Annotated in this window: 19 protein-coding genes; 10 read left to right on the forward strand and 9 right to left on the reverse strand. The window is 33.3% G+C overall.

Translation table 11 applies throughout. From position 1 onward, the window contains the following. The coding region (locus GMC_RS18745; protein ID WP_010520596.1) for a lipocalin-like domain-containing protein at window positions 1-386 on the forward strand (386 nt) is incomplete at its 5' end. A gap of 276 nt (window positions 387-662) precedes the next feature. Beyond that, complete coding sequence (locus tag GMC_RS0102210) at window positions 663-2852, forward strand: TonB-dependent receptor (RefSeq protein WP_238527900.1); 2190 nt, start codon at window positions 663-665, stop codon at window positions 2850-2852. A 290-nt stretch (window positions 2853-3142) separates the two neighbouring features. Here GMC_RS0102210 and GMC_RS0102215 read toward each other — a convergent pair whose 3' ends face one another. The 3 genes from GMC_RS0102215 to folP form a co-directional block, all read right to left on the reverse strand. After that, on the reverse strand, window positions 3143-4564 hold the full coding sequence (locus GMC_RS0102215; protein ID WP_010520598.1) for a PKD domain-containing protein: 1422 nt from the start codon (window positions 4562-4564) through the stop codon (window positions 3143-3145). Window positions 4565-4747: 183 nt separating this feature from the next. Further along, window positions 4748-5341: a hypothetical protein gene (locus GMC_RS0102220; RefSeq protein WP_010520599.1), complete on the reverse strand. Its 594-nt coding sequence runs from the start codon at window positions 5339-5341 to the stop codon at window positions 4748-4750. Between the two features lie 108 nt (window positions 5342-5449). Continuing rightward, a complete protein-coding gene (folP, locus tag GMC_RS0102225; protein ID WP_010520600.1) occupies window positions 5450-6295 on the reverse strand; it encodes a dihydropteroate synthase in 846 nt (281 codons plus the stop codon). Between the two features lie 104 nt (window positions 6296-6399). On the opposite strand from folP, the gene GMC_RS0102230 reads away from it, so the two are divergent. The 8 genes from GMC_RS0102230 (at window position 6400) to GMC_RS0102275 (ending at window position 16583) form a co-directional block, all read left to right on the forward strand. After that, window positions 6400-6933, forward strand: a complete 534-nt coding sequence (locus GMC_RS0102230; RefSeq protein WP_010520601.1) for a DUF1599 domain-containing protein — start codon at window positions 6400-6402, stop codon at window positions 6931-6933. Between the two features lie 8 nt (window positions 6934-6941). Continuing rightward, a complete protein-coding gene (locus GMC_RS0102235; RefSeq protein ID WP_010520602.1) occupies window positions 6942-7535 on the forward strand; it encodes a hypothetical protein in 594 nt (197 codons plus the stop codon). A gap of 45 nt (window positions 7536-7580) precedes the next feature. Beyond that, window positions 7581-8678, forward strand: a complete 1098-nt coding sequence (locus tag GMC_RS0102240) for a BT_3928 family protein (protein WP_010520603.1) — start codon at window positions 7581-7583, stop codon at window positions 8676-8678. Then, a complete protein-coding gene (locus tag GMC_RS0102245; RefSeq protein WP_010520604.1) occupies window positions 8679-9758 on the forward strand; it encodes an ABC transporter permease in 1080 nt (359 codons plus the stop codon). It abuts the gene before it with no gap. A 16-nt stretch (window positions 9759-9774) separates the two neighbouring features. Beyond that, entirely contained in the window at window positions 9775-10524 is a 750-nt protein-coding gene (gene tpiA / locus GMC_RS0102250) for a triose-phosphate isomerase (protein ID WP_010520605.1), read from the forward strand. Between the two features lie 157 nt (window positions 10525-10681). Next, on the forward strand, window positions 10682-11521 hold the full coding sequence (gene prmA, locus GMC_RS0102255; protein ID WP_010520606.1) for a 50S ribosomal protein L11 methyltransferase: 840 nt from the start codon (window positions 10682-10684) through the stop codon (window positions 11519-11521). Window positions 11522-12309: 788 nt separating this feature from the next. Further along, complete coding sequence (locus GMC_RS0102265; RefSeq protein WP_010520607.1) at window positions 12310-15588, forward strand: T9SS type A sorting domain-containing protein; 3279 nt, start codon at window positions 12310-12312, stop codon at window positions 15586-15588. 713 nt (window positions 15589-16301) lie between these two features. Further along, complete coding sequence (locus GMC_RS0102275) at window positions 16302-16583, forward strand: ATP-dependent Clp protease adaptor ClpS (protein ID WP_040472332.1); 282 nt, start codon at window positions 16302-16304, stop codon at window positions 16581-16583. Window positions 16584-16690: 107 nt separating this feature from the next. Here GMC_RS0102275 and dnaE read toward each other — a convergent pair whose 3' ends face one another. The 6 genes from dnaE to GMC_RS0102300 form a co-directional block, all read right to left on the reverse strand. Beyond that, the gene (gene dnaE / locus GMC_RS0102280) at window positions 16691-21130 is read right to left on the reverse strand and encodes a DNA polymerase III subunit alpha (RefSeq protein WP_010520609.1); all 4440 of its coding nucleotides are present in this window, start codon (window positions 21128-21130) and stop codon (window positions 16691-16693) included. 53 nt (window positions 21131-21183) lie between these two features. Then, complete coding sequence (locus GMC_RS23160) at window positions 21184-21312, reverse strand: type II toxin-antitoxin system PemK/MazF family toxin (RefSeq protein WP_438829876.1); 129 nt, start codon at window positions 21310-21312, stop codon at window positions 21184-21186. Then, window positions 21285-21494 (reverse strand): type II toxin-antitoxin system PemK/MazF family toxin, encoded by a 210-nt coding sequence (locus tag GMC_RS18750; RefSeq protein ID WP_010520610.1) that lies wholly within the window; start codon window positions 21492-21494, stop codon window positions 21285-21287. Before GMC_RS18750 ends, GMC_RS23160 begins: the two co-directional genes overlap by 28 nt. Further along, a complete protein-coding gene (locus GMC_RS0102290; RefSeq protein ID WP_010520611.1) occupies window positions 21485-21691 on the reverse strand; it encodes a hypothetical protein in 207 nt (68 codons plus the stop codon). The genes GMC_RS18750 and GMC_RS0102290 overlap by 10 nt, the downstream gene beginning before the upstream one ends. Window positions 21692-21758: 67 nt before the next feature. After that, complete coding sequence (locus GMC_RS0102295) at window positions 21759-23156, reverse strand: aldehyde dehydrogenase (protein ID WP_010520612.1); 1398 nt, start codon at window positions 23154-23156, stop codon at window positions 21759-21761. 141 nt (window positions 23157-23297) lie between these two features. Then, on the reverse strand, window positions 23298-24167 hold the full coding sequence (locus GMC_RS0102300) for a LamG domain-containing protein (protein ID WP_010520613.1): 870 nt from the start codon (window positions 24165-24167) through the stop codon (window positions 23298-23300). Window positions 24168-24177 lie beyond the last annotated feature (10 nt).

Raw genomic sequence — 24177 nt, forward strand, 5'->3', positions numbered from 1 at the left:
CTTTATTTTCTTGTAGCAGTGATGATGATGCTTCAAATAACACAAAAAACCCAATTGTTGGTGAATGGCAAATAGCCTCATTTATTGAAGAAAACGGCGAAATTCAAGAAGCTTCAGTATGTGAAAAAAAAGGTGTATTAACAATAAACGACGATGGAACTTTCTCCTCAACTTCATACGATAATGATGGAAAAAATGAAGACGGATCTGACAAATGCAAACTAGAGGAGCCAAATACCGGAACATATACCATTGAAGGAGAAAACATTACAGTTGTGAGAAATGATAGCACAACCTCATCCACAACTATATCCGAATTTACCGTTGATTCCAACACATTAACTTTATCAAATGATGATGGAGCCACAGTCTACACAAAAAAATAAATTTATCTAAAAAAACATAAACCACGCTTGTTGAATATTCAACAAGCGTGGTTTTAATTATAAGAAAAAGTTATAAGAAGTTTTTACAACATATCATTTACTATTTTCTTTTTATGGATAAGCGCTCCATATTGTTTAGCACAAAACATTGATTACGAAACCATAAAAAAAAGTAAGCCTTTAAAAGTAAGTGGTATTGTTTCTGCCAACGGCGTGTATTACAACTCCAACCAAAATGCCAGTCGCAATCCTTTTACGTACTTTTTACAAGGCACTTTGAATGTTTCTATCTACAGTTTTTCTTTACCAATTACATACAGTTATAGTAATCAAGGAGAAGATTTAGGCTACCAATTGCCCTTTGATTTTAATAGACTGAGTTTACACCCCAAATACAAATGGATTACTGGGCATATTGGGTCTGTAAATATGAACTTTTCGCCTTACACCCTAAGTGGACATCAATTTACTGGCGGTGGCTTAGAATTAACACCTAAAGGGCCTTTTAAAATAAGCCTAATGGGAGGGCGCTTACTCAAGGCTACTCCCGATGATGGCGATGCTCGAACTCAGCCTGCTTTTGATCGTATGGGCTACGGATTTAAAACTTCGTATGAAAAAGAGCGATACAAAATAGGCCTTATTACTTTTTATGCTAAAGACGATCTGAATTCCTTAGATAGCATTCCTGAAGCACGAGGTGTATTACCGCAAGAAAATTTAGTGATTAGTATTGAATCTCAGGTTAAATTAAATAAACAATTTACAGTACAGGCAGAATTTGCCAACACTGCCATTACCACAGATACGCGAACTGCTAAAAATGAAGCTAGTGGTTTTTCAATAGTTAAACCATTTTTTAACAACAGAGCTGCTACCTCCTATTACAATGCTTTAAAAACGGGTTTGAATTACACACAAGGCAAAGTTAGTGTGGGTATTGGCTACGAACGTATTGATCCTGGATACACCACATTGGGCGCTTATTTTTTTAATAATGATTTTGAGAATATAACCGTAAATGCTACCAATTCCTTTTTTAAAGACAAACTGGTTTTAGGGATTGATATTGGTTTACAACGTGACGATTTAGACGGTCAAAAAGCAAACAATACCAATCGAACTATTGGTGCTGCCAATGCTACTTTAAGCCTAAACGAACGCTTAACCCTTACTGGCATGTATTCCAACTTTACCACATTTACAAATATTAAACCCAATCAATTTGAAGATATTAATGATAGTGATTTGACTGATGAAGCCGTGGAAGATTTGGATTTTAGGCAATTATCGCAAACCGCTAACTTGAACATCAACTATGTAGTATCACCCAAAAAAGAAGCCCACCAAAACCTAAACATCAACTACAACTTAAATGACGTAGCCAACGAGCAAGGGGGTGTAGTGCGTATTGGAGATGCCTCTACATTTCATAATTTAAATATTGGACATACCATTAGCTTTTCGGAACGCAACATTAGTATTACCTCTGCTATCAACACTACTTTTAATACGATCGGAAGGGAAGACGCTACCACATGGGGACCTACTTTAGGCATCTCTAAAAGTTTTTTTCAAAAAACACTGACGAGTCGTTTTTCGGCTTCCTATAATCAATCAGATAACACTGGAGGCAAAAGCAATGTTACCAACCTTAGGGCTGGTGCCAGCTATTCCTTAAAAAAAGTGCATAATTTTAATGTAAATGCCATTCAATTATTTCGGAATTCAGATAATTCAGCTTCTTTGAGTGAGTTTACGGCAACTTTTGGTTACAATTATGCTTTTGGCGTTAAAAAACCGAAACTCAACATTAAACTTCCTAAAAAGAATAAAAAAACACATGATACTATTGCTATTGATTACAGAAAATATCATTATAAAAACACCCCCATTAATATCACTCCTCAATTAGTAAAACTACCCTTTAACGGAAATTTCCCTTACCTCACTTCTGTTAGAAAAAAAGAATTGAATGCTTTAGAAGAACAGTTGCACGATTCGGAAAAAAAGGACAAAAAAGTATACAAAACTGTTGCTTTAGCTTATTTAAAAAAATTAAGTGACTATGATGATTTTGAAGCTAGTTATTACAATATGCTTTATTATGCTTATTTAAAACTAGGTCAAGAAGCTGAGGGAATAAGTTATAAGTTGGAGCGCGAATTGGATTATTTATTAGGAGAACTAGCGAATAAAAAAGGAAAAGACACCTCTGAAGAAGAACGTGTTATTACTATCCAAGAACAACGCTTAGATGCTCACAATAAATTATTGAGCACCTTAAAAAAATGGGCTATAACACCCGATAAAATCACTGAAGCCGATGGTGAATTAAAACTATTACGAGACAAGTATTTAAAACGCGCTTTTGAATTACATGACACTGGAAAAACCAAAGCGCAAATTATCGAATTTTTAGAAGTTCGCTGGGCTGATTATTTCCATAAAAGAATTAAAGAGTAACATTACAAAGGCGTATTCAGAGAATATCTTGATACGTATAGATTATTGATAAGTCACTAATGCTGCTACTTTTTCATAAGTAAAGACAAGTAGAACTCCGCTTTTAGCTCTTTGTAGCTGTTTTCGGGGTTTTTATTCAACTTAACTTACAACAAAACCCTTGTAAAACAAGGGTTTTGTGTATTCTAAATACGCCTTTTAGGCTTCATTTAGAATATTCAAACTATTTAAATAGTATAGATTCATTGTTTATAAAAAACTAATCTGACTGACTATAATAAATTTGAAGTTTAGTTTAAGTTTATAAAGTTTAAATTTTTATCAACAGCTCCTATAAAAGGTTTAAATAATGAAACCCTATTTGGCTCACTAGTCTGAAAACCAGTAACAAATAAAATTCTTTCTTTATCTAAAATTAAATTTGATGAAATATCTGCTTTGGTATAAATTTCTTTTATAATATTACCTGATTCATCATATTTGGTTAAAAACCCTCTTCGACTTATAATAAATGAATCCTCTAATTTTAATAAAAATCCGCCACTTTGAGTTCCTTTTGAAATTAATTCCTCTCCATTTAAATCCATAATTCTAAGTTCACCAAGTCCATAAGTAACAAGTTTGCCTGATGCTAACTTTTCTATATGCATTAAAGAATTTAAGGAATCAAATGATAAAAACGTATCTGGCGATGTTAACTTTGAATTTGGGTATAACTTTGTTTTCGTTATTTCTAAATCAGTATTAAAAAAGATCAATAAAGGGGTATATGAATTTATACTATTTCCATCATTTGAAAATCCTCCTCCAAATGCCACATAACCAGTATCTATTTCAATCATATCTGATATTATGGTGTTTTTAAAATCTAATTCTGTGTTCATGTAAATCTTTGTATCTATAACCACATTGTCCTCATTTCTAATTTCTATTGCAGGATACCTTTCTGTAACTTGGCTTTCTTCATTAAACTTTGATTCACTACCATAAAATATCCTATTTTCATTTACAGCAATGTTCCCATAAACAACACTAATACCTGTAAAATCAACAGCTACTTTATTTTCAGGATCAATCTTAATCTCTCTTGAAAAAAAACTGGTACTAAACGTATTAACAGTATTTATAATTTTATCGCCATTAGTAAGTAAAAACCTAGCAGCTGATCCTGTATTTTCAGTTTGATCCCTTAAAAAAACTTGAGAAGTTTGTTTAAAATCATTGTCTAACTCTTTATAATAGTAGGCCCTCCCACTTGAGCTGGAACCCAAAAGATCTATATAATAAAGCTTTCCTGTAGTAGCGTCTATCCCTGCACCCAAAGGAATAGATTCAAAATCATTTGGAATATTAATAAAAAATAGGTTTTCTTCAAAGTCATTAACAGTTATAGTAATGCTACTAGAGTTAGTTTCTCCATTTTCACCAAACACTTTTACACCTACTAAATGGTCGCCAGGCTTTGGAAAACTAACTTCTATATCAGGTGTAGTTACTGTTACTAGTTTTTGTTGTTGAGAGTCAAAATAGGAATATTCTATAGACTTAAAATTTTTAGAACAATTTGTTATTTTAACTTTTTCACCTACTTCTACATAATTTTTACTAGCATTAATACAGGCTGAAGGCGAATTATCTTCGGATTCATCACTACATGAAATTAAATTGAAAAATGATACGATAAGTAATAGGCGTGGCAATAAATTTTTCATAGCTATAGTTAAATTCTAAGGTTTTTAATTAGTTTTTTTCAAAAAAGTGGAGTGAATTTTAAGAACTAAGTTCTTATCAAAATCTATTTCCTATTTGGAATTGGTCATATTTCAAATCTATTAATTATACACCTAATAAATCTGTACCACCAAAGATAGTTGCTCCACAATCAAATTTTCTATTTATTCAAAAGTCAAAGTAAGGTTTTGCAGTAACAAACTTTCATCTCCCATAATATCTTCTATAGCATCATATTCATGAAATTCTTTAGAGTTTTCAAAAGTTGCAGGAAAAAAAGGTAAATCACCTTCATCTTCAATTGAACTAGAAAAACCACCTGACGAATTTTCACCTTTTACTTGACCTGCTGTAAATCGAGTAACAATTTTAGTCATATCTCCTTCACCATATACAAATCGCTCCCCATCTTCTCCAATAAGAATAAGAATATTGTTTACAAATTCATATTTAGCTTTAAAAATGTCGCCCTCTTCTGAAATTTCAATTTCAGTTTCACTTAAAAATTTAAAAAAATCATTTTTACTGTCATTTTCGAATTCCTCCTTTTTTAATGATACTCTACTATTTAAGAAAGAATTTAAAACTTCTTCAGGCACCTCTGAAGACTCAGCTCCATTTTGGAAAAACAAAAAACGTTCATCAACTTGTTTAAAATTCAATGTAACAGGAAACCTATCATTATCATCAGAATCACAGGATGAGGTAATAAATATTAGAGAAGTTGCTAAAAATAATTTTAATAAAATACTTTTCATATGTGTGTTTTGTTAGTTTGCTCAAAACTAACAAATAAATCAAAAATAACATTCACTTTTTTGGCATATTATATATTTAACATACTAGCAATTAATTTAAAAATTCAGCTACTTAGGCTTAGTGTTATCAAATTTGGCTATAGCCTCAAACAAAACAACACACTCCTTTGCTTCTTTAACATCATGTACTCTCAATATATTGGCTCCTTTTTGTAGGGCTATCATATGTAGCGCGGTAGTACCGTTTAAAGCTTGATCGGCTGTAGTGTTTAGGGTTTTGTAAATCATGGATTTTCGTGAGATTCCTGCTAATATAGGCACATCTAATTGTTTAAGTATCTCAAAATTAGTCAACAATTCAAAGTTGTGATCAAGCGTTTTGGCAAATCCAAAGCCAGGGTCCACAATAATATCATGAATCCCTAAGGCACGTGCTTCGGCTATTTTTTCTGAAAAATAAAAACATACTTCTTGCGTAATGTTTTTATAACTGGCTAATGACTGCATGGTTTGCGGGCTGCCTTTCATATGCATCATGATGTAAGGCACCTGGTAAGCAGCTATAGTTTTAAGCATTTCAGCATCTAAGTTGCCAGCAGAGATATCATTTATTAATGCAGCCCCCTGATCCAGACAAGCTTTGGCAACAGAACTTCTAAAGGTGTCAATTGATAATCGAATCCCCGAAAATTCTTTAACTAATAGTTTTACTACAGGAAGTACGCGATTCATTTCTTCGTCAATAGAAATATCTGTGGCGCCTGGGCGTGAGGAATATCCCCCAACATCAATAAAGTCGGCTCCGTCTTGCAACATTTTTTCTACTTTACTAATTATAGCTGCTTCATTTTTAAGGGAGCCGCTGTCATAAAAAGAATCTGGAGTAAGGTTTACTATTCCTAATATTTTTGGATTAGTTAATTCAATTAAATCTCCAAGGCAATTAATAGTCATGTAGCAGTTATTTTGAATACATTTAGTGTGGAAAAGGTACAAAGTTACGGGCAATTTTATAAATTGCCATTTCTTTATGGAATTGAATACTATTTATACTTTTTATGCATAACACTTCGCAACAATACGATGCCGTTATAACTACCTGCCGCACCTTGTTTTCAAATAAAATGGCAGATTACGGAAGTGCATGGCGCATTTTACGACTACCCTCATTAACCGATCAAATTTTTATTAAAGCGCAACGTATTCGTAGTTTACAAGAGAATGAAGAACGTAAGGTAGACGAAGGACAAGAGTCAGAATTTATTGGTATTATCAATTATTGCATTATGGCGTTGATTCAAATTGACAAAGGCATTGCAACACAACCTGATTTAAATACCGATGAGGCGGTTAGTTTGTATGATATATACATTGCAGAAACTAAAGCCTTAATGGAAGCCAAAAATTACGACTATGGCGAGGCATGGCGTGATATGCGGGTGAGTTCCTTAACCGATTTAATTATTCAAAAATTACTTCGCGTTAAGCAAATTGAAGATAATAAAGGAAAAACACTAGTAAGCGAAGGGATTGCAGCAAATTATCAAGACATGATAAATTATGCAGTGTTTGCTATGATTCATTTGTCTTAAATAAAATTATGTTAATATATTTAAAGAAATTATTTTTTTTCGCTCTATTTATAATAGGATTTAATTCTTTTGGACAAAATAACAAATTAACTAATGGGAGATTTGAGGTAAAACTAACTAAAGATTCATTTTTGGACGTTCAAAAGACTAATAAAGTTGATGAAAAAGGAAGATGTATTGATTGTATGTCAATAAAAGGAACAATAAAATCTATTGCCAAAGATTCGTTGACTTTAAATTTAGATTCATATTGTACTTATAAAAAAATTAATGGCAAAAAAATAAATACTAATTACCAATCTGAAAATGAAAGAGAAACCTATACTATTGGTTTAAATGATATAAATTTTGTGACTAGTTACAGAAATAAAAAAGCTAAAAAAAGGACTGATGTAACAGATAAAATTAGCGGAATATTAACAATAACTGGAGTAACAGCACTTATTGGAAGTCTTTTTATTTCAAATAGTAAGACTAGAAGCACTATCAGAGGGGCTGGATATTACCAAAGCGTCATAGCACTGGGGTTAACATTTGGCAGTGGTGCGCGCTATCATAATTTCAAGAAAAAAAAGAGGCCTTGGGCGTTTGAAAATAATTAATGCTAGTAGCTAAAAGCTAATAGCCAATAATAGCTAAAGAAAAAGATGAAAGTACTTGTTGGATTTTTTCGAATTTTTGTTGGAATATTTTTTATTATTTCAGGATTTATCAAACTGAACGATCCCTTGGGTTTTTCATATAAATTAACGGATTATTTTGCTCCCGATGTATTGAATTTAGAATTCTTAAATCCATATGCTTTAGTATTGTCTATATTCATTGTCATTTTTGAAGTGATGGTTGGTGTGCTTTTAATTATAGGTTATAAAGTAAAATTTACACTCTGGTCCTTGTTAGGGATGATTGTATTTTTTACATTTCTAACCTTTTATTCTGCCTATTTTGATAAAGTAAAAGACTGTGGTTGTTTTGGTGATGCTTTGAAAATCACCCCCTGGCAATCTTTTGGAAAGGATGTAGTACTCACAGCCTTAATTCTTTTAATTTTTGTAGGTAGGAAGCATTTAACACCATTCTTTTCCAAATTTGCAAATACCTTAATTACGTTTGTTGCCTTTATTTTGTGTATGTGGTATGCTTATCACGTTTTAATGCATTTACCAGAAGTTGATTTTAGGGCATACAAAGAAGGCGTAAATATCAAAAAAGGAATGTCCGTACCTGAGGGTGCACCTAAGGCTATTTTTGATTATAATTGGGAGTTTGAGGAAAATGGAAAGACAAAAATTATCACCACCGAAGGTGCCTATCCACAAACTTCAGGAAAATTTATAGGAGTTAAAACCGAAGTAAAGCAAGAAGGTTATGTACCCCCAATTCATGATTTTTCTATTGAAAAAGGCGATCAAGATTTGACCGATCAATTTTTAAATGAAGATAAATTAGTCACTATTATTTGTTATAATTTATCTAAATCAGAGGCTGACGGGATGGGGAAATTAGCAGATGTATATACGCAAGCTACCAAAGCAGGGTATAAAGTCATTGGAATTTCAGCATCGGGAGCTGATAAAATTGGTAATATTAAATCCACCTATGGCTTGCCTTTTGATTTTTATTTTTGTGATGAAACTGCGCTTAAAACAATAGTACGATCCAACCCTGGAATTGTTGTTTTAAATGGCGGAACCATCAAACAAAAACTGCATTGGAATGATGCTGAACAAATTGAACTTCCTTAAGTGATAAGGTATATTTTACATAAAATTGCTTACACGATACTTACGCTTTTCGGTGTAGTCTCAGTAATTTTTCTATTATTTAATGTGTTGCCAGGGGATCCGGCGCAAATGATGCTTGGCCAAAATGAAAATGAAGCGCAATTACAAATAGTACGTAAAAAATACGGCTTTGATTTGCCACTTTCAGCGCAATATGGATATTATTTAAATGACTTGTCTCCAATTTCATTTCATAGCCTAAATCCTGAAAATTTTTGTTTTTATTCCGAAAATAAATATTCTGGCAAACGGCTATTCAAAATCAATGGTTATCAGGTTGTTTTAAAGTTTCCTTATTTAAGAGAATCCTTTCAAAAAACAGGAAAAGAAGTTAGTAGCGTAATAAAAGAAACATTGCCCAATACAGCAGTTCTGGCTGTATTTTCAATTATAATAGCATTATTACTTGGAATATTTTTGGGAGTAATTTCTGCAATAGAAAAGGATTCATGGATTGATCAAACTATTCAATTAGTGAGTACATTGGGGATGAGTGTTCCTTCTTTTTTTAGTGCCATTTTATTTGCCTGGTTGTTTGGTTTTGTATTACGAGAATATACCCATTTGCCAATGACAGGCAGTTTATATCAGTTAGATGATTTTGGCGAAGGCATACATTTAAATTTAAAAAATTTAGTATTACCCGCTGTAGTTTTGGGAATCAGACCCTTAGCGGTAGTTTCGCAATTAATGCGAAATTCTTTATTAGAAGTGCTTTCGCAAGATTATATCCGTACCGCAAAAGCAAAAGGACTTTCTACCGCAAGGGTAATTTATAAACATGCTATAAAAAACGCGCTTAATCCAGTAGTAACTGCAATTTCGGGTTGGTTTGCCTCCATGCTCGCTGGAGCTGTTTTTGTGGAGTATGTGTTTGGTTGGAATGGTATAGGTAAAGAGATTGTTGATGCTTTAAATACATCGGATTTGCCAATTGTAATGGGAGCGGTATTAGTAATTGCATTATTGTTTATAGGAATCAATATATTTGTAGATATTATTTATGGGTGGTTAGACCCAAGAATCAAATTGATAAAATAACCTTACTAAAAATAACATGAGACAAAAAATTGTTGCAGGTAACTGGAAAATGAATAAAAACGTGACCGAGACTAAAAGTTTGATAGCTGATTTAAAGGCACAAACTAAAACATCAAGTGCACGTGTAATTATCACGCCTTCGTTTGTAAGCTTAACTACTGCGGTAGCAGCAACATCGGGTAGTGGAATTGAGGTGGCTGCTCAAAATATGAGTCAGCATGATAGTGGAGCTTACACGGGGGAGGTTTCGGCAGCAATGTTAAAAGATGCAGGTGTAAAAATTGTTTTGTTAGGACACAGTGAGCGCCGCGCTTATTACGGTGAAACTGATGCTTTGTTGGTTGAAAAAGTAAATAAAGCATTGGCTGAAGGCTTGGAAATTATTTTTTGCTTTGGCGAGGAATTAGAAGACAGAAAAGCTGGAAAACACTTTGAAATTGTTGCAAGCCAAATTTCAAATGCATTATTTCATTTAAATGCAGATGCCTTTAAGCAGATTATTTTAGCTTACGAACCAGTTTGGGCAATTGGAACGGGTGAAACGGCAACGGCAGATCAAGCACAGGAAATGCATGCATTTATAAGAAAAACACTGGCGGACAAATATAGCGCTGATTTGGCAGAAAGTGTATCAATCCTTTACGGAGGGAGTTGCAAACCGACGAATGCCGAAGAAATTTTTTCAAAAAAAGATGTTGACGGTGGACTTATTGGTGGTGCTGCACTAAAAGCAGAAGACTTTTTTGGTATTGTTAACGCTAGATAACAAAGCAAAACTCAAAAAATAAATTTAAATAAAATGCAAAGCATGAGCAATTTAACTCATGCTTTGTTTGTTATATTACTTATAAATGTTACATTAGTACTTAAGTATTCTTTTATCCCCACTTAACGAAAGTGAACACATTTAAAAAAAATAATAAATGTCGACTCCAATATATAAAGGATATAATTTTACCATTTCTCCATTACAACCCGCTACTGAAATATTAATAGCCGAATTAGGTGCTGTGGGCTTTGAAAGCTTTGTAGAAACTGAAACAGGCGTAAATGCCTACATACAAGAAAAGGATTGGAATCCTAGTATTTTAGAAGATATATACGTATTAAGTTCTAACGAATTTACTATAAGTTATGTACAAGAAGAGATTGAACAAGTAAACTGGAATGAAGAATGGGAAAAGAATTTTGAACCTATTTTAGTGGATCAAAAATGTAGTGTCCGTGCGCCTTTTCATGAAAAAAAGGAAGTGGAATTTGACATTGTAATAGAACCTAAAATGTCATTTGGGACGGGGCATCATGAAACTACTCATATGATGATTCAGCATTTGTTGACTTTAGATGTAAAGGACAAGAAAACACTGGATATGGGCTGTGGAACTGGTGTGTTGGCCATATTGGCCGAAATGAGAGGGGCGAAACCTATTGATGCCATTGATATTGATAATTGGTGTTACCTAAACACTCTGGAAAATGTAGCGCGCAATAGCTGTACACACATAACAGCCTATGAAGGAGATGCAAGTTTACTTGACAATAAAACGTACCAGTTAATTATAGCAAATATTAATAGAAATATTTTAATCGCTGATATGAATAAGTACGTTACATGCTTAGCAGCAAAAGGTGATTTATTACTAAGCGGATTTTACGAGGAAGATTTTGAGATAATTAAAAAAACTTGTGTTAACTTGGAGTTAGTTTTTAATACCAAAATTGATAAAAATAACTGGGTAGCAGCTCACTTCAAAAAAGTTTAACTTTCTTTATGTTAGCCCATAGTGCAATAAGAAGGACTGCCAACTTAATTTGAGCCTTAACAAATGCGCTTTTTTCAAATAAATTAATTTTAAGTAAAAGCAATGTACAGTTTTTTATTGTAAAACCCTTATCCGTATGTTTAATTTATAAAATTATAATCTAATTGCACTAGCTAGTTTTTCATGTAAATGATTAAGAGAAAAAACTACTTTAGCGTGGATAACGATATAATTAACAATGTTAAATGGATTAGAATAAGTAACGTATTATTTTATACACACTGAATATAATTTATTAAAGTGAGAAAATTAGCATCATTTTTTTTTGTAAATAAATTCTATTTACAAAAACGTTATAGTTATTTTGGTGTTTATTTTATTTTTATATGCTCGTTCAATTTGAGTTAATATAATTTGTGTTTCTTTAATGAAAAACTATACTTTAATAAAGTTTAGTTTTTGATGTGAATTATTTAATAATCAGAAGTTTATGTTATTTATGGCTTTATTGATTCCTGCTTTTTGATATAAGGATTTTAAAAAAAAAGGGGGAACTAAATCACTATAATAATGCGCTACTTTTTACTTAAAAATTTCTCATTTTTTAAAATTACGCTTCATTACATCCATCTTACTTTTAATAAAAAGAGTCGATTTCATATTGAAAAAAGTGACAAACAACTATAAAATGAAGCCTTTTGTGGTCGGAACCGTCAAGCCGCTTTTTCTTAACTAATATTCATTGTTTTTCGAACGTTATATATAATAACTAGTCAACTTTTTAAATAATGAAAAATAAAATTACTACAAGAATTTTAAACGGTTCATTTAAATCTTGTCACTCATCAACAGTATTTACAAACATTAAAATGTGTAATATTTTGTTTGTAATTACTTTTTTAACATTTAATTTATCAGCTTTAAGTCAAACGCATAATTGGACTAGGACCAATCCAGGAGGTGGAGGTTGGTTTAGCTGTATTGGTGCCAGTAAATCTGGAATCGTTCTTGCAGGGAGTGATTTAAGTGGTACTTACAGAAGTAAAAACGGAGGGCGCTCTTGGGATGTAATAGGAGCAAGTAGAGGGGTTAAATCTACGCATGTCTCTGGAATAGGATTTCATAAAACTAATGGTAACATTATGTTTATAGCTAGTGGTGGTATCCACAAAACTACTAATGGTGGAGACTCCTGGCGCAAAACTATAGATACTAAAGGATATGTTTCGGATATAGAATTTGGTACCAATAACCCTAATGTAGGGTATGCTGCTAGCCATTTAGGCAATTGGACTTCTAAAAATGCGGAGATATTTAAAACAACCAATACAGGTGATACTTGGACTAAATTGAAAACCAATTTGCCAAATACAAGAATCCTAAAAGTTATAGTAGATATCAACAACTCAAATACAGTATACTTAATTACTGGAAGAGGAAGACCCTCATGCTCTGTTGCTGATGTTTTTAAAAGTACTAATGGAGGAACAGCATGGACTAATATAACCGATAATAATAATTTTGAGGGCTTTACGGAAGTTGCTGATTTTGCTGTAGATCCTAATAACTCAAATACAATGTATCTTTCAACAGTTAAAGCAGATTGTGATAATCGATTTTGGAGAGATGGTTTAGAAAGCAAACTTTACAAAAGCACTAATGGAGGAAATACTTGGTCAAAAATACAAGACCAAGGTGGTGTTATACGTATCAACCCTAACAATTCTAATATTACGCTTCTTGAATTACATGTAGCTAAAGATTGGAACTCAAGGGCTGGAGTGCGACTTTCTACCAATGGTGGGAATTCATTTACTAAAATAAGCGATTTTTCTAGATGGGAAACTGTTTTTAGTGGTGATATAGCTTACGGAGGGTCAAGTGATGGTTATTGTAGAAACATGGGAGAAGATTTATCCAACCCTAATAATTTTTATACTTTTTCTGCCCAATTTATTGGTCGCACCACAGATGGAGGTCGTAATTTTAAAGTTTTACACGGTAAAAGAGTTGGCGCTAATGGGTGGCAAAGTACAGGTGTAGATAATTTGGTTAACATGGATATGGTAATAAGCCCTAAAAACCCAAATATTATCTATCTAGCATTACCTGACATGGGTTTTTGGAGAAGTTTAGACAAAGGAAAGTCTTGGGAAAACTGTAACAGTGAAGGTAACGTATACGGATGGGGGCAAAGAAGAGGAGGTAGCTTTCATTCAATTGTTGCAGATCCTGACAGAGAAAATATGGTATGGGCTACAAGTAAAACAGGTCATATTTTAAGAAATACCAAAACAGGGCAATTTGATAGTTGGGAAATTGTAAATTCAGACGAAATAAATCTTACTATTTACGTAAACGGTCTTTCTTTAGACCCTAATAGCCCTATTTCTAACAGAACACTTTATTTAACTTCAGAAGGTTCAGTATTTAGAAGTACAAATGACGGAAGAAATTGGCGAAAAGTGCTTGATAATAAATTTTGTAATTATACTGCTGTAGATCAATTTAATAGTAATATTGTATATGCTGGTGGTGCTAAAGGTTTATGGAAATCTACTGATAAGGGTGCTAATTGGAATAAAGTAAATAGTTTTAACGACTTTCCTGCTGATAATGATGAACTTTACATAAGATCAACTAATTATACAGGGGTTTATGATATTGTAACCGATCCAAACAATCCAAACTGGGTATATGTTACTACGCATGGAAAAGGACAAGATGGGGGCTTATTTTTAAGTAAAAATCAAGGGAATAGTTGGACAAAATTACTTACAGATAAATACATGAGACAAGTGGCTGTAATGCCAAAAAACTCTGACGTTATTTATGCTACTTCATCTAATTCGATAGGATCTGGAGGTTATAATAAAAACAGTAATGGTATATGGTTTACAAATGACGGTGGAAAGAACTGGACAAAACAAAATAAAGGTGCGGCCTTCAATACATTTAATTCCATTGATATTTCAAATGAAGACAGACCATACGTACTTGCTGGTGGTCAAGGGATGGGGTTTCAAAAAGCTGATGTTCCCGCTAGAGCCAAACGCCCATCAAAACCAACTATAGGAGGTGATCAAAAAAATGGAGTCACTGTATATTTAGGTTGCAATTTTAAAGGAGCTAATGCTACTTTTGCTCCAGGAACTTACGATTTTAAACAATTTAAGACGCGTTTTCGTAATGATCAATTGTCATCAATAAAGGTGCCTAAGGGCTACAAAGTCACGCTTTATGAGCATGATTTAAAAGGTAAAACATTAGTGTTAAGCTCGGATAATAGTTGTTTAATTGCAGAAAGTTTTAACGATCAAACTTCCTCAATTAAAGTTGAAAAAACACAAAATTCCAAAACTGCTAGTCGTGTTCAAATTAATGGGGTATACACCATTAAAAGTTTAGCGAATCAACAAAATTTGATTGCACCGAGTTGGGATGAGCACAATACAAGAATGTTTAATTCAACCAATATATTCCCTGACCATCAGTGGGAAATTGAACATATTGGGAATGGAATTCATCAAATTAAAAATGTAGGGACAAATCGATTTTTAGAAATTGCTTTTGGAAAATGTGAAAGAAATGCAAATTCTAAAACTTGGACAAACGCAAATTCCAATCACCAAAAATGGTATATAGAAAAAAATGGTAATGCACATTATTTTAAGCCAGTTCATTGTGTATCCATGGCTTTAGATAAAAGTAGTGGTAATGATGGAAATGTAAAATTATGGAGTTTTTCAGCAACAAATGATAATCAAAAATTTGAACTGGTAGCTGCTAGTGGGGCAAAAATTTTAGAAGCTGATAAAAACCCATTTTTAGTCTATCCTAATCCAACTAGTGGTTACGTAAACATTGAATCTTCGTTTAGTGCTAACTTTACAATTACAGGAATTGACGTTTTTTCCCTTAAAGGAGATTTAGTAGCAAGTTTTACTAATACAAGTGCATTAGATCTTACAAATTTGACTAATGGAATGTATTTAGTAGTAGTAAATTTTAAAAGTTCAGAAAGCGGCACGGTTACTAAGCAAGTAGTTAAGCTAATAAAAGAATAGCGCAATACCTATATTAATTGCCAATACCCATAAAAAAGTCTAGAGTTTTCAAAAATCTAGGCTTTTTTGTTTTTATGATTCAGTTTAAAAGTATTTAAATGGACGAAACTATTAAAAGTTATATCGGTGCTGATATAAAATTATTAAAAAAATTACTGATTCAATTTCAAGTAATTTAATGTTAAAATCGTTATAAATTGTGATATTGTAGCAATATTTTTTTTGTCTGTTTTCATAATTTAGCATCTAAGGAAAAGACAGTGAATGTGAATAAAATGCAAAGTGTGAGTAATTTAGCTATATTTTTTTCATTATTATAGTATAATGTTAAACTTTATACTTAAGTATTTTTGCTCAGTAATATTAATTTGATATTATTTAATTTTGAGTATTGGCAAAAAGTTTAGCAGTAGCCTGTACCGCCCAAATTATAACAATATCCTTTTTGATAATTTATTAAAATACGCTAAACTAATTGAAAATATTCATAGTTTAGTTTAGTGGATTTATACTAATAAATTTTATTTTAAGTTATTAATTTGTTTATAAAACTAAGTATTTAAGCTTTAGAATAATTTTTGCTTTTAGATGATTTTATGAAAAAGAATTTTTTAATTATAAGTAAAAATTAGTGTAGAGTTGGTTTGATTTTTGAAAAAAAAAGAAAAATATTCGAATACTTTTCATTTGAAAAAATAAAAAAATTGCTAGTTATGACTGAAGATTGTGATATTCAAATTTTAGAAAAAGAAGTTACTAAAACAAAAAAAGAGCGGTACAATCAAATCATATTATTTAATGATGATGTAAATACTTTTGATCATGTAATTGATACGCTTATTCGTGTTTGCGAACATCAGCCTTTACAGGCCGAACAATGTGCCATGTTAGTGCATTATAGGGGTAAGTGTGGTGTTAAAACGGGGGAGTATAAAGATTTGGAACCCAGGTGTATTGCTTTATTAGATGCAGGTTTGAGCGCCGAGATACACTAAAATATTGCCTTAATTGACTAAAATAATTTAACAGCATATGTACGCTGACTGCATGATGTGTCATTAAATTATTTTAATCACAGTGTTTATTATTGCACTAAGCTTGATTAGTTTAATTTAAAATATACCTGTTCTTTTTCTAACCACTCCAATAGCTCGCTATTGATATCTATTTTTAGCTTACGGCTAGGCATGGTAAGCTGTACCTTTTCCTTAGGTTCAAATACTTGTACATTTAAACTTTTTGAGCCCGAAAATTTGGTTATGGTTTCGTGTAAATTATCAATGTAGGAATCGTTTAAATCATTAACACTCAATTGTAGAGTTAGCTTGCGCGAAAATTGTTCAATAACGTCATGTAATAACATAAAATTATTGAATTGAATTCTTGGTTCTCCGCGCTTGCCAGTGTCTTTTTGAATCCAACCTTCTTTAATAAATGACTTTACGTACACAAATGTATTTTGTATCAAAAATGGTCTAAAGCGTAAATATTCTTCACCAAAAACACGAAATTCAAAAGCCATATCATAATCTTCAATGGTAAACATTGCCCAGCCTTTTCCTGCTTTTGATGTTCGGTGGTCTACGGAAGTTACCACTCCTCCAAATGAAATTTCTCTATTGACAACGTTATTTAAATCCTGAAAATCCTGTAATTTACCGCTGCAAAAATGTTTCAAGGCATGTTTGTGATCATCTAAGGGATGTCCTGAAATATAAATACCAACCACCTCTTTTTCTTTGGCAAGTTTTTCCATAGTTCCCCATTCCTCGCATGGCGGCACAATAGGTTCTTGAATTTGTACTTGACTGCTTTCGCCAAACAAACTTACTTGTGCGGAATTTTTACTTTCCTGAAATTTACTGCCAAATCTAATGGCTTTTTCTAAAAAAGTAGCACCCGTACCTTCATCATGAAAAAACTGGGCTCTATGGGTACTTCCTAATGAGTCAAATCCGCCAGCAAGCGCCAAACTTTCAAAAGCTTTTTTGTTAGCGGCGCGCAGATCAATACGTTTTGCTAAGTCAAAAATAGAATTGAATTTTCCGTTTTCCTTTCTGTTTTCTACAATAGTGGAAACCGCACCACTACCCACACCTTTAATAGCTGCCATACCAAAACGTACAGCACCTTGTTCGTTTACTGAAAATTTATGGAAAGATTCATTCACATCTGGACCTAAAACCTCTAGTCCCATGCGCTTACACTCTTCCATAAAAAAGGTGATCTGCTTAATGTCGTTCATGTTGTTGGAAAGTACCGCAGCCATATATTCGGCAGGATAATGCGCCTTGCAATAGGCAGTTTGGTAGGCAATCCAAGCGTAACAGGTGGAATGCGATTTGTTAAAAGCATAGGATGCAAAAGCCTCCCAGTCCTTCCAAATTTTCTCCAAAGTTTCCACAGCATGCCCTTTGGCCGACGCTTGTTCCAAAAATTTGGGCTTCATTTTATCCAGTACATGTTTTTGTTTTTTTCCCATGGCTTTTCGCAGTACATCAGCTTCACCTTTGGTAAAATCGGCTAACTTCTGCGAAAGCAACATTACTTGCTCCTGATACACGGTTATACCATAGGTTTCTGCTAAATACTCCTCGCAAGCGTCAAGGTCATAAACAATTTCTTCATCCCCATGTTTTCGCGCGATAAAACTAGGAATGTACTCCATAGGACCCGGACGGTACAAGGCGTTCATCGCAATAAGATCAGCAAAAACGGTTGGTTTTAAGGATCTCATGTGTTTTTGCATTCCAGGAGATTCATATTGGAACACCCCAACGGTTTCTCCACGTTGGAATAACTCGTAGGTTTTTACATCGTCAAGCGGGAAGTTTTCCGGATCTAATTCTACACCATGTTTTGCTTTTACAATTTTTACAGTGTCTTTAATTAGGGTAAGAGTTTTTAGCCCTAAGAAGTCCATTTTTAACAGACCCGCATCTTCCACCACCGAGTTGTCAAACTGAGTACAGTACATTTCTGAATCCTTGGCCAAAGCCACGGGAACGAATTTGGTAATATCATCGGGTGTAATAATCACACCACAGGCATGAATTCCAGTGTTACGAACCGAACCTTCTAAAATATAAGCCTGATTTAGGGTTTCGGCTTCTAAACCTTCTCCTTCCGAAATATTGACAAGCTCATTTATTTTTAAAAGCTCTTCATTATTGAATTTCTTTTTTAGCGTAGCCTCATCTATACCAATAATTTTATTAAGCTTAGACATATTCGGAATCAGTTTAGCCATCCGATCGGCTTCCATTAACGGTAAATCTAAAGCACGCGCGGTATCGCGTATGGATGATTTTGCCGCCATGGTACCGTAAGTAATAATTTGTGCCACCTGATTGGCGCCATATTTATCAATTACATAGTCCATAACACGACCTCGACCTTCATCATCAAAGTCAATATCAATATCGGGCATACTCACACGATCCGGATTCAAAAAACGCTCAAAAAGTAAGTCGTATTTAATGGGGTCTAAATTGGTAATCCATAAGCAATAAGCCACCGCGGATCCAGCTGCCGATCCACGTCCGGGACCCACCGAAACATCCATTTTTCGAGCAGCACGTATAAAGTCTTCAACAATAAGGAAGTATCCAGGATAACCTGTTTTTTCAATTACTTTAAGCTCAAAATCTAATCGTTCGTCAATTTCAGGAGTAATTTCGCCATAACGAATTTTAGCACCCTCGTAGGTAATATGACGTAAAAACTTATTTTCACCACGTTTGCCACCATCTAATTTATCTTCTTCAAACTGAAATTCTTCAGGAATATCAAAGGCAGGTAAAAGGACATCTCTGGCCAAGGTAAAGGTTTCCACCTTGTCTATAATTTCCTGAATATTGGTAATCGCTTCAGGGATATCCTGAAACAGTTTTTTCATTTCCTCAGAGGACTTAAAATAGTATTCCTGATTAGGTAATCCGTAGCGGTAACCACGTCCACGACCAATAGGTGTGGCTTGTTTTTCGCCATCTTTTACACATAATAAAATATCATGCGCATGGGCGTTTTCCTTATCACAATAATAGGTGTTATTGGTAGCAACAAGTTTTATGCTGTGTTTTTTTGCAAATTGAATTAATACTTGGTTTACACGGTCTTCATCCTCCTGTCCGTGACGCATTAATTCGATATATAAATCATCGCCAAAGGTATCTTTCCACCAAATTAAGGCTTCTTCGGCCTGCTTTTCTCCAATATTTAATACTTTACTAGGAACTTCTCCGTAAAGATTTCCTGTGAGTACAATAACATCTTCCTTGTATTGTTCAATCACTTTTTTATCAATACGAGGCACGTAGTATTTACCAGCAACAAAGGCAATGGACGACATTTTAGCTAAGTTTAAATAGCCATTTTTGTTTTTGGCAAACATGACAATTTGGTAGCCATTATCCTTTACCGATTTGTTGGTGTGATCCTCACATACTTGAAACTCACAACCAACAATAGGCGTGATCTCTAATTCAGGTTCAGGCAATTCATGTAAAGGTTCTAGACCTTCGGCTAAAGTACCATTTTGAGTGGCTTCAAAACGAGCTTGATTTTCCTCGTTTCGGGATTTTACCCCTTTATTATGATTAATTACTCCATTTACAAAATGAAAAGCCCCCATCATATTAGCATGATCCGTCATGGCAACAGCAGGCATTTTATGCTTGGCTGTAGCTTTGATTAAATCGGGTACACTAATGGTAGATTGTAATATGGAAAATTGCGTGTGATTGTGTAAATGAGCAAAATTGGCGGTTTCGAGCGAAGCTAGATTATTACTTAAATCAGCATCAGAAAGGTGATCATCAATTAGTGATTTTTCAAGCTCTTTTCTAATTTTTTCAGAAGCCTTTTTAAGGTTGATGTGCTTTAAACCTATCAGTTTAAAAGGATCGGGATTGGCTTCTTTAAAACGGGTGTAATAGTGATTGTCAACACCTAATTGCTCAATACTATATTGTTGTTTACGTATCAATTCTAAAAAACAACGGGTGGTAGCCTCCACATCAGCAGTAGCATTATGGGCTTCGCCAAAGGCAGTACCAAATAAATATTGGTGTAGCTCGGTAAGGGTAGGTAGTTTGAATTTACCACCACGTCCACCAGGAATTTGACATAAACTAGCGGTATGTTCGGTACAGGTATCCAGTACAGGTAAGCTAGCCATAAGACTTTCTACTCCATTACGGTAAAACTCACAGCCCATGATATTTACATCAAAGCCTACATTTTGACCGACTACAAATTTTGATTTGGCTAGTACGGCATTGAATTTCTCTAATACTTCGGCTAAAGGAATACCATCTTTTTCTGCTAATTCGGTAGATATTCCGTGAATTTTTTCGGCATCGTACGGAATATTAAAACCTTCGGGTTGTACCAAATAATCCTCGTGTTCAATACAATTTCCTAATTCGTCATGTAATTGCCATGCTATTTGAATACATCTAGGCCAATTGTCAGTATCCGTAATTGGCGCCTTAAAGTTTTTAGGTAAACCTGTAGTTTCAGTATCAAATATTAAGTACATGAATCAAATTTAAGTTTTGGAATTACAAATTTAGTGATTGTATTCATAGAATTCTAATCCACAAAGGTTTCCTTGAGAACAGATTTTAGAGCTGTGATTTCTGGATTACTCATGCGTCCTATTTTTTTGATAATTCTACTTTTATCAATTGTTCTTATTTTATCGACAACAATCCATCTAATTTTATTTCAATTCTTGTGGGATACATTTTAGAACTAGTAGTCATTGGAGCAAGGATAATTGTCCTAAGGTGTTTATTCATTTCATTTGGAGAAATAATAACGCAAGGACGTGTTTTGTTTATTTCGCTACCTACAGTTGGGTTTAGGTTGACTAGGACAATTTCATATTGATTTAATTCCATTCTTCAAAAGTTTCATCTTCAAAAACATCATTAAATAATAGTTTGTCATCACCATTTGCGCTCATTTCTTTAAAAGCATCATCCCATCCTTTTCCAAGAATTAAATCAACTTTATCTTTTATATTATATTTTTCGAGGATGGTTTTACTAAAATGTATTCCTCTAGGATTTCCTATTTGTGTTACTGAAACTTCCATAAAATTTTAGACTAATAGTTATTACAAAAAAGTAAATTTTCCTAATAGTTGGAAAGTGTGTAGGTTTCTAAAACAATTTTTTAATAATCTTCATTTTAGCATCAGTATGTTCATAATATTTAAGATTGGGTTCAATCCATGTAGATTTACTTAAAATAGCTTTTTGATGAGAAAAACAATCAAAACTAAATTTACCATGATAACTCCCTGTGCCGCTATTACCAACCCCTCCAAAAGGCAAATGGTGATTAGTAAACTGCATTATGCAGTCATTAATGGCTCCATTGCCAAAAGAAATTTCATTCAGAAAACGTTTTTTAATAGTTTTATTGTTTGAAAATAAGTAAGCAGACAAAGGCTTATCAATTTTTCTGATTATAGCAAAGGCTTCATCAATAGTGTCATATTCAATAACCGGTAATATTGGGCCAAAGATTTCCTCTTGCATTACAGCGTCATCAATAGTTATATCAGTAAGTATAGTGGGTTCAATAAAACGGGTATCTTTAATATAATTACCCCCATAAAACACTTTTTGAGAATCAATTAAAGAAACGACTCTATCAAAGTTTTTATCGTTAATTAGTTGAACAAAATTTCCATTTTCAATACTGTAATTTTGTTTGTTAATTTCGGAGATTACTCGTGCTAAAAATTTTTCTTTGATACTTTTTTGAACCAGTACATAATCAGGGGCAATGCAAACTTGTCCCGCATTTAAAAATTTACTAGCCACCATACGTTTTACACCAATGTTCAACGCGCAATCTTGGGTAAAAATAGCAGGATTTTTTCCGCCAAGTTCTAAAGTAACATCGGTTAAATGAGGTGCTGAAGCTTGGTTTATAATTTTTCCAACTTGCGGACTTCCTGTAAAGAAAATTTTATCAAAACGCTGTTTTAATAGTGCACTAGTTTCTGGAATGCCTCCTTGAATAACGTTTAGGTAATCCGAAGGGAAGTTATCGTTAATTAGTTGAGCCATAATAGCACTAGTAGCTGGAGCCATTTCACTAGGCTTTAAAATACTCGTGTTTCCAGCAGCTATAGCGCCTACAAGCGGGATGAATGCTAAATTGTATGGAAAGTTCCAAGCACTTATAATTAATGAAGTGCCTAGTGGTTCCGAAATGATGTAGCTTTTAGAAGGTATGTTTAAAAGGTTTGTTTTAACCCGTTTAGGTTTTGCCCACTTTTTTAAGTTTTTTATAGTGTAGTCAATTTCACTATAAATAGGAAGTATTTCAGTAGTTAAATTATCAAATTCAGATTTTTTAAGATCTTCATAAATAGCTTTATGAAGGTTGCTTTCATTTTTTTTAAGTATCTCCTTAAGTTTTTTTAACTGATCAATTCTAAACGCAATTGATTTTGTAGCGTTCGTATCATAAAACTGACGTTGAGCTTTAAGAGTTTTCTTAACTTCTTGTTTAAATGGCTGAATGTTGTCGGAAGTATTGTTCATGCTCTTGAGCTCAGATTATTTGATGTTTAAAAAAAAATGGTACTAATAAAAGTGTACATTTAAATAGAGGATAAAAGCAAAAAAATAACTCTTATTTTATAGTTTAGACAATATTGTTAAGAACAGTTTAAGCTAATTAAACTATTTATCTGTTAAAGTATAAGTGTGCACAAAGTCAACATACATTGTTCTATCACTTTGACTCATATTTTTGAGTCTTTCTTTTGTTTCAAAGCCGCCATCGTGATCGTGTGTCCATAAATCCCAAATAACATCCAACTCCCTGGTGAATTTTGATTTTGAAGTGTCAATTGCTGTCTGTTCACCATTTATGTAATAAATCATTGTGTGTGCATCTTTCCAATACAAGCCAAAAGTCTGAAAATCTTCATTCCATTTTTTTCCTTTTGCAGGATTTGAATTCGAAAGTTTTCTGTTATCAAAGTCAGCTACTCTATCAAAATTATCTTTTGCTTCTGGGTGTACCCTTACACTGCGTTCTTCTTTGCTATTTTCGACAATGAAATATTGCGATTGCATTAAGTAAGGTAATTTTGGATCATTATTGATAGGGTTTGACATGTTTTCACAAATATCAATTTCGTCTCTGCCCTCGGCATTTCCGTTATTTAACCAAAATGTATTGTAAGCGGAAATATGGGCTGTTTTCATACTGCACTCAATATACATTGGAAATGAAATTTTGTTTTTTCCGTAGATTCTAGAGGTTTCAAACCACCTGTCAGTAGTATCGTCAGAAGAAACACAAGCCCTTATCCACAACTTTCCGTCAGTTACTCCTGAGTTTTCAGCCTTCATTTTATTTGGTACAGGATAATCCCAAAGTACAGTGCGCCATTTGTTGTCATCCCAATGATCAAATTCATCGGATAAGTTTGCTACAATTTCCCATTTTTTTCCTTCAGGTGGGCTAGGTTGTGCAAATGCGCAAAAGGTTGAAATGCAAAAAGTAAAAAATGTAATAGTTTTTTTAAAAGACAGTAATCTCATTAGAGCGTGT

It is taken from the genome of Aquimarina agarivorans (assembly GCF_000218485.1).
Lineage (GTDB): Bacteria > Bacteroidota > Bacteroidia > Flavobacteriales > Flavobacteriaceae > Aquimarina > Aquimarina agarivorans.